Consider the following 12,773-nt stretch of genomic DNA (forward strand, 5'->3'; position numbering starts at 1 on the left):
CCCCCCCCCCCCCCCCCCCCCCCCCCCCCCCCCCCCCCCCCCCCCCACCCCCCCCACCCCCCCCCCCCCCCCCCCCCCCCCCCGCCGCGGGGCCCCCCCCCCCCCCCCCCGGCGGTCGGTCACTTCTGGACGACGCTGAGCGGCAGGAGCTTCTTGCCGGTCGGGCCGATCTGGATGTCCAGGTCGAGCTGCGGGCAGACGCCGCAGTCGAAGCAGGGGGTCCAGCGGCAGTCCTCGACCTCGGTCTCGTCGAGGGCGTCCTGCCAGTCCTCCCAGAGCCAGTCCTTGTCCAGGCCGGAGTCGAGGTGGTCCCAGGGCAGGACCTCCTCGTAGGTGCGCTCGCGGGTGGTGTACCAGTCGACGTCCACGCCGAAGGCGGGCAGCGTCTTGTCGGCGCAGGCCATCCAGAGGTCGTAGCTGAAGTGCTCGCGCCAGCCGTCGAAGCGGCCGCCCGCCTCGTAGACCGCGCGGATGACGGAGCCGACGCGGCGGTCGCCGCGCGAGAGGAGGCCCTCGACGATGCCGGGCTTGCCGTCGTGGTAGCGGAAGCCGATGGAGCGGCCGTACTTCTTGTCGTCGCGGATCTTGTCCCGGAGCTTCTTCAGCCGGGCGTCGGTCTCCTCGGCGCTGAGCTGCGGGGCCCACTGGAAGGGGGTGTGCGGCTTGGGCACGAAGCCGCCGATGGAGACGGTGCAGCGGATGTCGTTCTGTCCGGAGACCTCACGGCCCTTGGCGATGACGTTGACCGCCATGTCGCCGATCTGGAGGACGTCCTCGTCGGTCTCGGTGGGCAGGCCGCACATGAAGTACAGCTTGACCTGGCGCCAGCCGTTGCCGTACGCGGTGGCGACCGTGCGGATCAGGTCCTCCTCCGAGACCATCTTGTTGATGACCTTGCGCATCCGCTCGGAGCCGCCCTCGGGGGCGAAGGTGAGGCCCGAGCGGCGGCCGTTGCGGGTCAGCTCGTTGGCCAGGTCGACGTTGAAGGCGTCGACGCGGGTGGAGGGCAGCGACAGGCCGATCTTGTCCTCGGTGTAGCGGTCCGCGAGGCCCTTGGCGATGTCGCCGATCTCGCTGTGGTCGGCGGAGGAGAGGGAGAGCAGGCCGACCTCCTCGAAGCCGGTCGCCTTGAGCCCCTTGTCGACCATCTCGCCGATGCCGGTGATGCTTCGCTCCCGCACGGGGCGCGTGATCATGCCGGCCTGGCAGAAGCGGCAGCCGCGGGTGCAGCCGCGGAAGATCTCCACGGACATCCGCTCGTGGACGGTCTCCGCGAGCGGGACGAGGGGCTGCTTGGGGTAGGGCCACTCGTCGAGGTCCATGACGGTGTGCTTGGAGACCCGCCACGGCACGCCGGACCGGTTGGGCACGACGCGGCCGATGCGGCCGTCGGGGAGGTACTCGACGTCGTAGAAGCGCGGGACGTAGACGCCGCCGGTCTTCGAGAGCCGGAAGAGCACCTCGTCCCGGCCGCCGGGGCGGCCCTCGGCCTTCCAGGCGCGGATGATCTCGGTGATCTCCAGGACGGCCTGCTCGCCGTCGCCGACGACCGCGCAGTCGATGAAGTCCGCGATCGGCTCGGGGTTGAAGGCGGCGTGGCCGCCCGCGAGGACGATCGGGTGGTCGAGGGTGCGGTCCTTGGACTCCAGCGGGATGCCCGCGAGGTCCAGGGCGGTGAGCATGTTGGTGTAGCCCAGCTCGGTGGAGAAGCTGAGCCCGAAGACGTCGAACGCGCCGACGGGCCGGTGGCTGTCCACGGTGAACTGCGGGACCCCGTGCTCGCGCATCAGCGCTTCGAGGTCCGGCCAGACGCTGTAGGTGCGCTCGGCGAGGACGCCCTCGCGCTCGTTGAGCACCTCGTAGAGGATCATGACGCCCTGGTTGGGCAGCCCGACCTCGTAGGCGTCGGGGTACATGAGGGTCCAGCGGACGTCGCAGCCGTCCCACTCCTTGACGGTGGAGTTCAGCTCACCGCCGACGTACTGGATGGGTTTCTGCACATGCGGAAGCAGAGCTTCGAGCTGTGGGAAGACCGATGCGGCAGACATCTCGCGAACCTTCGTGAGCCGGCAGGGTTGACCACCCAGCGTACCCCGGCGGTCAGCGGCTCAGATCCGCGCGCAGCGCGGGGGCGGCGGCGCGGGCCCAGACCTCGGGCAGTTCGCGCTCGCGGGCGTCCGCCTCGGCCTCCTCCCGGCCGTAGAGCAGGCCCCAGGTGAAGGCGGTCTCCCCCGCCGCGTGGGCCTGGATCGCGAGCGTGCGCAGGGCCTCGCGGGCGACGACGCTGTCCTGGTGGTCGCCGAGGACGGTCTGGAGGGCCTTCATCCGCTTGGCGAAGCGCCGGGCCGGCCGGCCGAGCGCGGGCCGGGCGGCCTCGCCCGCGTACCGGGCGCGCTTGGCGGCCTTGCGGGCCTCGTGCAGCGCCCGGTCGCGCTCGGGCCCCGCGGGCTGCCGCAGGGCGCGGTCCACGCGGTGCGCCAGCCGCTCGTACTCCTTCAGCACCGCGCGGGGCAGCACCTCGCCGGGGGCGCGGTCGGCGGCGGGGCGCAGCGGCGGGCCGGCGCTCAGGGCGTCGAGGGCGGCCAGGAGGTCCTGGTAGCGCTCGCCGTCCAGCACCTCGATGAGCGCGCGGCGCGATCCGGTGCGACCGGCGGCGGACCGGACGCGGAGCCGGCCGCGCACCGGGCCGAGGACCAGGGTGCGGGGCAGCCCCTGGACGCCGGCGTCCAGGCGCTCGTCCAGGACCTCCCGGTCGCGGTCGACGCCCAGCGCGCCCGCGAGCCACTTCAGCTCCGCGCCGAGGGGGTCGGTGACCTCGCGGTCGAGGACCTTGCGGTACGTCGTGAGGGCGCTGCGCAGCCGGCGGGTGGCCACGCGCATCCCGTGCACGGAGTCGGGCAGGTCGAGGCGGACGGCGGGGTCGAGGGCGACGATCGTGCGGATCTGCTCCCGTACGTAGGCGAGGACGTACTCGCCCGCGGTGCGCGGCCGGTCCTTCGTCCGCCGGGTCCGCCCGCCGCTCGCGGGGGCGGTCTCGGCCAGGGCCCTGGCGAGCTTGGAGGCGGAGGGCGCGCGGCGCACCCCGGCCTTGCGCAGCCGCTTCTCCACGGCGTCCAGGAGGGCGGGGTCGCCGCCGTCGGCCAGCTCGACCTCGATCTCCGTCCAGGCGGCGGTGGCGCCCGCGCCGTCGCCCGCGAGGCGTTCGGCGCGCACCCGGTCGACGGCGGCCTCGGCGAGGAGGGTGCCGTCGGCGGCGGTGAGGTGGTGGACGTCGCGGGCGGAGACCAGGCGGACGACGGGGATCGGCTCGGCGCCGCGGAGCCGGGAGCGGAGCAGGCCCGCCAGGGGGCGCGGCAGGGTGTCGCCGAGCGGTTCGCGGATCTCGTCGCGGACGCCGTCGGAGACGGGCAGCTTCAGGTGCCAGCCCTCGTCGTCCCCGCCGGTCCTGCGGCGCAGCGTGAGCGAGTCCGCGGCCAGGCGCAGGTCGGCGGTGTCGTAGTAGACGGCGTCGAGTTCGGTCGGTCCCCGGTGCACCACCCGGTCGACCCCCGCCACCCGGCCCAGGTCGGGCAGCCGGGTGGCGTCGGTGGCTTCGTACTTCCGCTCGATCTCTCGTTTGATGTCCGCCATGTACCGGCTTCTACCCGCTCGGGGCCGGTTCAGGCGGAGAGCGGCCGCTGCATCCTGATGGACTGGAGCAGTCCGATCGCGACCCAGACGGCGAACATCGAGGACCCTCCGTAGGAGACGAAGGGCAGCGGCAGTCCGGCGACCGGCATGATGCCGAGCGTCATGCCGATGTTCTCGAAGGACTGGAAGGCGAACCAGGCGATGATCCCGGCGGCGACGACCGTCCCGTACAGCTCGGTGGTCTCGCGGGCGATCCGGCAGGCGCGCCACAGGACGACGCCCAGGAGGACGATGATCAGCCCGGCGCCGAGGAAGCCCAGCTCCTCGCCGGCGACGGTGAAGACGAAGTCGGTCTGCTGCTCGGGGACGAACTGGCCGGTGGTCTGGGTGCCCTGGAAGAGCCCGGTGCCGGTGAGTCCGCCGGAGCCGATCGCGATGCGGGCCTGGTTGGTGTTGTAGCCGACGCCCGCCGGGTCGAGGGCGGGGTTGGCGAAGGCGGCGAAGCGGGCGATCTGGTAGTCGTCGAGCAGGCCGAGCTGCCAGACGGAGACGGCCCCGGCGGCGCCCGCGCCGAGCAGGCCGAAGACCCAGCGGTTGGAGGCGCCGGAGGCCAGCAGGACGCCGAGGACGATGACCACCATGACCATGACCGAGCCGAGGTCCGGCATCAGCATGACGACGGCCATGGGGACGGCGGCGAGGGCCAGCGCCTTGGCGACCGTGCGGTGGTCGGGGTGGGTCTGGTCGCCCGCGTCGACGCGGGCGGCCAGCAGCATCGCCATGCCGAGGATGATGGTGATCTTGGTGAACTCGGAGGGCTGGATCGAGAAGCCCGCGCCGAGCTTGATCCACGCGTGGGCGCCGTTGACGGTCGCGCCGAGCGGGGTCAGGACGGCGATGACCAGCAGCACGGAGAGGCCGTAGAGGATCGGGACGGCCCCGCGCAGGGTGCGGTGGCCGAGCCAGATGGTGCCGATCATCAGGGCGAGGCCGATGCCGGTGTTGAGGACGTGCCGGAAGAGGAAGAAGTACGGGTCGCCCTGGGTGAGCGCGTCGCGGTTGCGGGTGGCGGACCAGACGAGCAGCGCGCCCAGGAAGGAGAGGGCCAGCGCGGAGCCGAGCAGCGGCCAGTCCAGCCGCCGCACGACGGAGTCGCGGGCGGTCAGCTTGGCCCAGGAGCCCTGCTCGGGGCCGTAGCGCGGGACGGAGAAGCCGGCCATCAGTCCCGCCTCCCGGCCGCCGGTGCTCCGGCGAGTGCGGGCTGCCCCTCGGGCTGCTCGGGACGGGGGGTGTAGGGCTTGATCGAGGGGGCGTGGATCGAGCCGTCGGGCTGGATCCTCGGCAGCGTCTTCTGCGGCGTGGGCAGCAGGGCCTTCTTCACATCCTGGTTGCCCTCGGCGTCGAGGCCGTAGAGCGCGTCGTAGATCTTGCGGACGGCGGGGCCGGAGGCGCCGGAGCCGGTGCCGCCCTGGGAGATGGTCATGACGATCGTGAAGTCGTCGGTGTAGGTCGCGAACCACGAGGTGGTCTGCTTGCCGTAGACCTGCGCGGTGCCGGTCTTGGCCCGCATGGGGATCTTGTCCTGGGGCCAGCCGCCGAACCGCCAGGCCGCGGTCCCGCCGGGCTCGACGACCGAGCGCAGGCCCTTGTCCAGGTCCCTGATGGTCTTGGCGTCGACGGGGAGCCTGCCGTTGACCTTCGGCTCGATCTCCCGGACGTGCTGGCCGTCGGGGCTGATCACGGCCTTGCCGACCGTGGGCGCGTGCAGGGTGCCGCCGTTGCTGATGGCGGCGTAGGCGGTGGCCATCTGGATGGGGGTGACGAGGACGTCGCCCTGGCCGATGGCGTAGTTGATGCTGTCGTAGGCCTTGAGCTGGTTGCCTTCCAGGCAGCTCTCGTAGGCGATCTGCTGCACGTAGGTGCCGCCCTTCTTGCCCTCCTTGCACCAGGCGCCCTTGTTGGCCTTCCAGAACGCCTGCTTCCACTCGCGGTCGGGGATGCGGCCCTTGACCTCGTTGGGCAGGTCGATGCCGCTCTCCGCGCCGAGGCCGAAGTCGCGGGCCGTGCGGTAGAACCAGTTCTTGGCGTCCTTCTTCGGCTTTATGCCGCCGTCGCGCTGCCACTCCTGGTGGCCCAGGCGGTAGAAGACGGTGTTGCAGGAGTACTTGAGCGCGTCGCCGAGGGAGATGGGGCCGTGCCCCTGCGACTCGAAGTTGGCGAAGCTGCGGCTGCCGAGGCTGTAGGAGCTGCTGCAGTCGTAGCGGCCGTCGAAGGGGTACCCGGCCCGCACGGCCGCGCTCGCGGAGACCACCTTGAAGATGGAGCCCGCGGGGGCCTGGCCCTGGATGGCCCGGTTGAGCAGCGGGTAGTTGGACTTCTTGCCGGTGAGCTTGGCGTACTCCTTGCCGGAGATGCCCCCGACCCAGGCGTTGGGGTCGTAGTCGGGCTGGGAGGCCATCGCGACCACGCGCCCGGTCCGCGACTCCATGACGACGACCGCCCCGGAGTCGGCCTCGTACGGGCGGCCGGTGATCTTGTCGGTCTCCTTGCGGACGGTCTTCATCGCCTCGTGCAGCTCGTACTCGGCCACCGCCTGGACCCGCGCGTCGATGCTGGTGACGACGTTGGAGCCGGGCACGGCCGGGTCGTTCTCCGCCTCGCCCATGACGCGGCCGAGGTTGTCGACCTCGTAGCGGGTGACGCCCGCCTTGCCGCGCAGCTCCTTGTCGTAGGTGCGCTCCAGGCCGGAGCGGCCGACCTGGTCGGAGCGGAGGTAGGGCGAGTCGCTGTCCTGGGCCTTGGTGATCTCCTCGTCGGTGACCGGCGAGAGGTAGCCGAGGACCTGCGCGGTCCTGGCTTTGCTGGGCGCGGCGTAGCGGCGTACGGCGGTGGGCTCGGCGGTGATGCCGGGGAAGTCCTCGGCGCGCTCCCGGATCTGGAGCGCCTGCTGCGTGGTGGCCTCGTCGGTGACCGGGATCGGCTGGTAGGGGGAGCCGTTCCAGCAGGGCTGGGGGGTCTTGGCGTCGCAGAGCCGGACCTTGTCCCGGACCTCCCGGGGCTCCATCTCCAGGACGTCGGCGAGCCGGGTGAGGACGCCGACGCCGTCGTCCTTCATCTTCAGCAGCTCGGTGCGGCTCGCGGAGACCACGAGCCGGGTCTCGTTGTCGGCGAGCGCCACGCCGCGGGCGTCGAGGATCGAGCCGCGCACGGCGGGCTGGACGACCTGCTGGACGCCGTTGCCGGCGGCTTCGGCGGTGTACTCGTCGCCGTTGCGGATCTGGAGGTACCAGAGGCGGCCGCCGAGGGTGAGCAGCAGGGAGAAGACGAGGACCTGGATCACGATGAGCCGGATCTGGACCCGCTGGGTCCGGCCGGTCTCGGGGATGTTGCTCACGGGGCGCCCCCGGTGGTGGTCGGGCGGGGGCGGTCGGGCGTCCTGCGCGGTGTCACAGTCGCTTGACCCCCTTGATCCTTCCGGCGCGGGCGGCGCGGTTGCGGGCGGCCTTGACGCGCAGGCCGCCGCGCTGGTTGCCGATCCGCAGCCCGGTGCCCGAGGCGAGCCAGCCGGCGGCGACGTCGTGCCGGCCGCCCGACGCCTCGCTGACCGGGTCGTGCTCGGTGCGCCGGGCCAGCGCCATGATCAGCGGGACGGTGAAGGGCGCCAGCAGCAGGTCGTAGACCACGGCGGTGAACAGCAGGCTGGTGAGCCCGACATGGCGGGCGGCGGTGTCGCCGACGAGGGCGCCGACCCCCGCGTACAGCAGGGTCGAGCCGATCGCGGCGGCGACGACCACGGCCATCGGGGCGAACGCCGACTTGAGCTGCCCGTTCTCCGGCCGGGCCAGGCCCGCGAGGTAGCCGATGAGGCAGAGCACCAGGGCGTAGCGCCCGGCGGCGTGGTCGGCGGGCGGCGCCAGGTCGGCGAGGAGGCCCGCGCCGAAGCCGATGAGCGCGCCGCTGACGTGCCCGTAGACGAGCGCGAGCCCGACGACGGTCAGGAGCAGCAGATCGGGGACGGCGCCGGGGAGTTGGAGGCGGGCGAGGACGGAGACCTGGACGACCAGGGCGACGACGACCAGGGCGGTGGAGAGCAGGGTCCGGTTGAGGCGCATGGGGATCAGCTCTCCTCCTGGTCGCCGGCCGCGTTGCCGGGGGTGTCGGCCGCGGCGTCGCCGCCCGGCTCGTCGTTGATGTTGCCGACGACCTTGCCGGAGCCGTCCACGAGGTCGCCGTCGGGCTGGACGGTGACGGTGACCGTGGGGACCGGCTTGGGCTTCGCCTTGGCGGGCCGCGGCGGCAGGACCAGGTCGCGGGGGTCCTCGCGCGGGGCCTGGACGACGACGCCGACGATGTCGAGCTTGGTGAACCCGACGTACGGCTTGACGTAGACCGTCCGGGTCAGCGCGCCCCCGGAGGGGTCGACCCGGACGACCTCGCCGACGGGGACGCCGGGCACGAAGGGCTTGTCCCTGCTGGAGCCGAAGGTGACCAGCCGGTCGCCCTTCTCCACCTTCGCCTTGCCGTTGAGGAACTGGACCGACAGCGGGCGCGAGCCCTGGCCGGTGGCGAAGCCCAGCTCGTCGGTCTTCTCCATCCGGGTGCCGACGGTGAAGTCCGGGTCGTTGGCCAGCAGGACCGTCGCGGTGCGGGGGCCGACGGTGGTGACCCGGCCGACCAGCCCGTCCCCGTTGAGGACGGTCATGTCGCGGCGGATGCCGTCGTCCGACCCGGCGTCGATGGTGATCGTCCAGGAGAAGCCCTGGGCCGCTCCTATGGCGATGACCTCGGCGCCCTTGATGCCGTACTGCCCGGCGCCCGCCTTCTTCAGCATGGCGTCGAGCTGGCGGACCCGGCTGTCGGTGCGGTCGTCGCTGCCGAGCCTCGCCTTCAGGGCGGCGTTCTCCCGCTCCAGGACGGTGATCCGGTCGTGCCGCTCACCGGAGTCCCGTACGGCCCCTATGGCGTTGCCCACGGGGTCGACGGCGGCCGCCACCCCGTTCTCGACCGGACCGAATACCGTCGCGGCGGCCTGCCGCGCACCGTCGACCGGTGACTCCTCGCCGCCTCGGATATCCACCGTGATCAGGGCGAATGCGATGGCGATCAGCAGCACCAGGAGCAGCCGGCTCTCTCGTGTGTCCCTCACGTGCGGCGGCCGTGCCTTCCTCGTCGGAATGTTCGTGCCTGTGTGTACGCGTCCGCACGCCCGAAGGCGTACGGCGGCGGGTCTCTGTCAACGATCCGGTGGGCGGGGCGTCGCGGCGTCCGCCCACCGGATCGGGTGGTGCTCTAGCGGCGGGGCTGGGCGTCCAGCACCTGCTGGAGCGCCTCGAACTCCTCGACGCACTTGCCGGAGCCGAGCGCCACCGAGTCCAGCGGGTCCTCGGCGATGTGGATCGGCATCCCCGTCTCGCGGCGCAGCCGCTCGTCCAGGCCGCGCAGCAGCGCGCCGCCGCCGGTGAGGACGATGCCGCGGTCCATGATGTCGCCGGACAGCTCGGGCGGGCACTTGTCGAGCGTCGTCTTCACGGCGTCGACGATCGCGTTGACCGGCTCCTCGATGGCCTTGCGGACCTCGGCGGCCGAGACGACGACCGTCTTGGGCAGCCCGGACACCAGGTCGCGGCCGCGGATCTCGGTGTGCTCGTCCTGGTCCATGTCGTACGCCGAACCGATGGTGATCTTGATCTGCTCCGCGGTCCGCTCACCGAGGAGGAGGGAGTACTCCTTCTTGATGTGCTGGATGATCGCGTTGTCCAGCTCGTCGCCGGCGGTCCGGATCGACTGGGCCGTGACGATCCCGCCGAGCGAGATCACGGCGACCTCGGTGGTGCCGCCGCCGATGTCGACGACCATGTTGCCGGTGGCCTCGTGGACCGGCAGGCCGGAGCCGATGGCCGCCGCCATGGGCTCCTCGATGATGTGCACCTGGCGCGCGCCGGCCTGCGTCGACGCCTCGATGACGGCGCGGCGCTCGACCCCGGTGATGCCGGAGGGCACGCAGACGACGACGCGCGGGCGGGCCAGGTAACGGCGCTTGTGGATCTTGAGAATGAAGTAGCGGAGCATCCGCTCGGTGATTTCGAAGTCGGCGATCACGCCGTCCTTCAGCGGCCGTACGGCGACGATGTTGCCGGGCGTGCGGCCGATCATTTTCTTGGCCTCGGAACCGACCGCGAGAATTCCACCGGTGTTGGTGTTGATGGCCACGACGGACGGCTCGTTCAGGACGATGCCGCGCCCCCTGACGTACACCAGCGTGTTGGCAGTCCCGAGGTCGATAGCCATGTCACGGCCGATGAACGACATTGAGTTCCCCTTGTTCCCCATGAGGATGCGTCGGGCCTTCCCGAAGAAGCGATGTGGCTTGTTCTGGTAGGCGAGGTTGGCGCTGCGGGCGTGGAAGCTTCCATCGTAGTGCCGTATGCACGGACACAGCGCGAGGGTCCTTCGCCGTTGCGGGCGGAACGGATTCCCGTTCCACCCAGGGTGACGTTACGTCGGAGGGATGCGTTCCCGCGAACCCGAACCCTATGCCGAGGGGCGACCGAATTACTTCGGTCGCCCCGGACGGACAGCGCTGTTTGGCCGATCGGGTCAGGAGAGCCCCGGAAAGAAGAGCTTCAGTTCCCGTTCGGCGGACTGCTCGGAGTCCGAGGCGTGGATGAGGTTCTCGCGGGTGATCGTGCCGAAGTCCCCCCGGATGGAGCCGGGCGCGGCGGCGATCGGGTCGGTGGGGCCGGCGAGGGCGCGGACGCCCTCGATGACCCGCTCGCCCTCGGCCACCAGGGCGACGACGGGGCCGGAGGCCATGAACTCCATGAGCGGCTCGTAGAACGGGCGGCCCTTGTGCTCGCCGTAGTGCTGCTCCAGCGTCTCCTGGTCCAGGGTGCGCAGCTCCAGCGCGACGACGCGCCAGTCGGCCTTGCGCTCGATGCGGCCGACGATCTCGCCGATCAGGCCGCGGCGGACAGCGTCGGGCTTGAGCAGGACGAGAGTGCGCTGGGACATGTACGGGCTCCTTGCAGGCCAGGCATACGGGTGCGGTGAGGGCGAGATTACAGGGGTACGGGAACGGGCCGGCGTCCGGGTCACCCAGCGTCACCCCCGGCCCTCCGCTCGCGGGACCGGCCCGCCAGGAGGGGCGTCAGGCCGCGGCTTCGCCGGTCTCCTGGCGGGCGGCCCAGTCGGCCTTCACCGCGTCGATCCTCCGGCCGTAGTGGACCGAGGCCCACCACAGTCCGCCGAAGACCAGCCCGAGGACGAACATCATCGGGACGACGAAGCCGCTGAGCACCAGCGCGACCTGGAGCGCCCAGCCCAACTGCACGCCTCCGGGACGGGTGATCATCCCGCACAGCAGCACGGAGAGCGCCATGCCGGCGCCGCACACCGTCCAGACCGCCGCCATGGAGACGTCGTCCAGCTTCATCGCGACGAGTCCGGCGAAGCCGATCACGAAGAACTCGCCGAGCAGCGTCGAGGCGCAGAGCGTCCGCATCCCTTCCTCAGCCCCTTCCCAGCAGCAGCCGGGCTTCGCCGACCGTGATCACCGATCCGGTCACCAGGACCCCGGCGCCCGCGTACTCGTCCTCCTCCTCGGCCAGCGTGATCGCCGCCTCCAGCGCGTCGTCGAGCCGCGGTTCGACCTGGACCCGGTCGTCGCCGAAGACCTCGACGGCGACGGCGGCCAGCTCGTCCGCGTCCATCGCGCGGTCGGTGGAGTTCTGCGTGACCACGATCTCGGCGCAGATCGGCTCGAAGGCCTCCAGGAGGCCGCGCGCGTCCTTGTCGCCGCTCGTGCCGACCACGCCGATCAGCCGGGAGAAGCCGAACGCCTCGGAGATCCCCTCGGCGGCGGCACGCGCCCCCGCCGGGTTGTGGGCGGCGTCCAGCACGACCGTGGGGCTGGAGCGCACGACCTCCAGGCGGCCGGGCGAGAGGACCGAGGCGAACGCCGTGCGGACCGCCTCGACGTCGAGCGAGCGGGCCTGCTCCTGGCCGATGCCGAAGAACGCCTCGACGGCGGCGAGCGCCACCGCGGCGTTGTGCGCCTGGTGGGCCCCGTACAGCGGGAGAAAGACGTCGGTGTACTCGGTGGTCGCGCCGCCGAGTCCGCGCAGCGTCAGCAACTGCCCGCCGACCGCGACCTCGCGCGAGACGACGCCGAACTCCATGCCCTCGCGGGCCACGGTGGCGTCCGCCTCGACGGCCTTCTTCAGCATCACCTGCGCGGCGTCCACCGGCTGCTGGGCCAGGACGACCGTGGCGCCGGGCTTGATGATCCCGGACTTCTCCCCGGCGATCTCGCCGGGGGTGGTGCCGAGCCGGTCGGTGTGGTCCAGCGAGATGGGGGTGACGACGGCGACCGAGGCGTCGATGACGTTGGTGGCGTCCCACGTGCCGCCCATGCCGACCTCGACGACCGCCACGTCGACGGGCGCGTCGGCGAAGGCCGCGTACGCCATGCCGGTGAGCACCTCGAAGAAGGAGAGCCGGTAGGGCTGCTGGGCGTCGACCATCTCGACGTACGGCTTGACGTCCTCGTACGTCGCGATGAACCGCTCGGCGTCGATCGGGGAGCCGTCGAGGCTGATCCGCTCGGTGATCGACTGGACGTGCGGGGAGGTGTAGCGGCCGGTGCGCAGGTCGAAGGCGTTGAGCAGGGCCTCGATCATGCGGGCCGTGCTGGTCTTGCCGTTCGTCCCGGTGATGTGGATGGAGGGGTAGGCGCGCTGCGGCTCGCCGAGGACGTCCATCAGGGCGGCGATGCGCGTGACGGAGGGCTCCAGCTTGGTCTCGCCCCAGCGGCCGGCCAGCTCCTGCTCGACCGCGCGCAGCGCCCGGTCGGTCTCGGGGTCGGTCGGGCGGGCGGGGACCGCGTCGCCCTGGGGCAGCCCCGTGTGGGCGCGCAACGTGCGGCTCCCGGCCTCGATCACCGCCAGGTCGGGGTCGCGCTGGGTCGCCTCGTCGACGATCCCCTCGAAGGTGTCGTCGGGATCGGACGCGTCGTGCCGGTCTGAAGGGCGGGGCTCACTCACGGGGCCAGTCTACGGATGGGCGCCGCCATCGCGCGCAGCGCCCGCCGCTCCCGGCCGACCGGGGGCGCGGGAGGCACGGGCCCTCGGGCGGGCGCACGGGCG

General features: G+C 72.1%; 10 protein-coding genes. All 10 read right to left on the bottom strand.

Features of this window, described 5'->3' with window-relative positions:
• Positions 1 to 119 precede the first annotated feature (119 nt).
• The 10 genes from ACZ6EJ_RS12040 to folC all read right to left on the bottom strand — a co-directional run bounded on the left by ACZ6EJ_RS12040 (position 120) and on the right by folC (position 12,671).
• Positions 120 to 2,048 (bottom strand): TIGR03960 family B12-binding radical SAM protein, encoded by a 1,929-nt coding sequence (locus tag ACZ6EJ_RS12040; protein WP_469266541.1) that lies wholly within the window; start codon positions 2,046 to 2,048, stop codon positions 120 to 122.
• 52 nt (positions 2,049 to 2,100) lie between these two features.
• On the bottom strand, positions 2,101 to 3,630 hold the full coding sequence (locus tag ACZ6EJ_RS12045) for a CYTH and CHAD domain-containing protein (RefSeq protein ID WP_469266543.1): 1,530 nt from the start codon (positions 3,628 to 3,630) through the stop codon (positions 2,101 to 2,103).
• Between the two features lie 29 nt (positions 3,631 to 3,659).
• Positions 3,660 to 4,850 carry a rod shape-determining protein RodA gene (rodA, locus tag ACZ6EJ_RS12050; protein WP_469266545.1) on the bottom strand — a complete coding sequence of 397 codons (1,191 nt, stop codon included), beginning with the start codon at positions 4,848 to 4,850 and terminating at the stop codon, positions 3,660 to 3,662.
• Positions 4,850 to 7,024: a penicillin-binding protein 2 gene (mrdA, locus tag ACZ6EJ_RS12055; RefSeq protein ID WP_469266547.1), complete on the bottom strand. Its 2,175-nt coding sequence runs from the start codon at positions 7,022 to 7,024 to the stop codon at positions 4,850 to 4,852. Before mrdA ends, rodA begins: the two co-directional genes overlap by 1 nt.
• A 52-nt stretch (positions 7,025 to 7,076) precedes the next feature.
• On the bottom strand, positions 7,077 to 7,742 hold the full coding sequence (gene mreD / locus ACZ6EJ_RS12060) for a rod shape-determining protein MreD (protein ID WP_469266549.1): 666 nt from the start codon (positions 7,740 to 7,742) through the stop codon (positions 7,077 to 7,079).
• 5 nt (positions 7,743 to 7,747) lie between these two features.
• Complete coding sequence (gene mreC / locus ACZ6EJ_RS12065) at positions 7,748 to 8,776, bottom strand: rod shape-determining protein MreC (RefSeq protein ID WP_469266550.1); 1,029 nt, start codon at positions 8,774 to 8,776, stop codon at positions 7,748 to 7,750.
• Between the two features lie 143 nt (positions 8,777 to 8,919).
• A complete protein-coding gene (locus ACZ6EJ_RS12070; RefSeq protein WP_469266551.1) occupies positions 8,920 to 9,939 on the bottom strand; it encodes a rod shape-determining protein in 1,020 nt (339 codons plus the stop codon).
• Positions 9,940 to 10,227: 288 nt separating this feature from the next.
• On the bottom strand, positions 10,228 to 10,641 hold the full coding sequence (gene ndk, locus ACZ6EJ_RS12075; RefSeq protein WP_469266553.1) for a nucleoside-diphosphate kinase: 414 nt from the start codon (positions 10,639 to 10,641) through the stop codon (positions 10,228 to 10,230).
• 136 nt (positions 10,642 to 10,777) lie between these two features.
• A complete protein-coding gene (locus ACZ6EJ_RS12080) occupies positions 10,778 to 11,131 on the bottom strand; it encodes a DUF4233 domain-containing protein (RefSeq protein WP_469266554.1) in 354 nt (117 codons plus the stop codon).
• A 7-nt stretch (positions 11,132 to 11,138) separates the two neighbouring features.
• The gene (gene folC, locus ACZ6EJ_RS12085) at positions 11,139 to 12,671 is read right to left on the bottom strand and encodes a bifunctional tetrahydrofolate synthase/dihydrofolate synthase (protein WP_469266556.1); all 1,533 of its coding nucleotides are present in this window, start codon (positions 12,669 to 12,671) and stop codon (positions 11,139 to 11,141) included.
• Positions 12,672 to 12,773 lie beyond the last annotated feature (102 nt).

This window comes from Streptomyces sp. NPDC041970 (genome assembly GCF_055588985.1).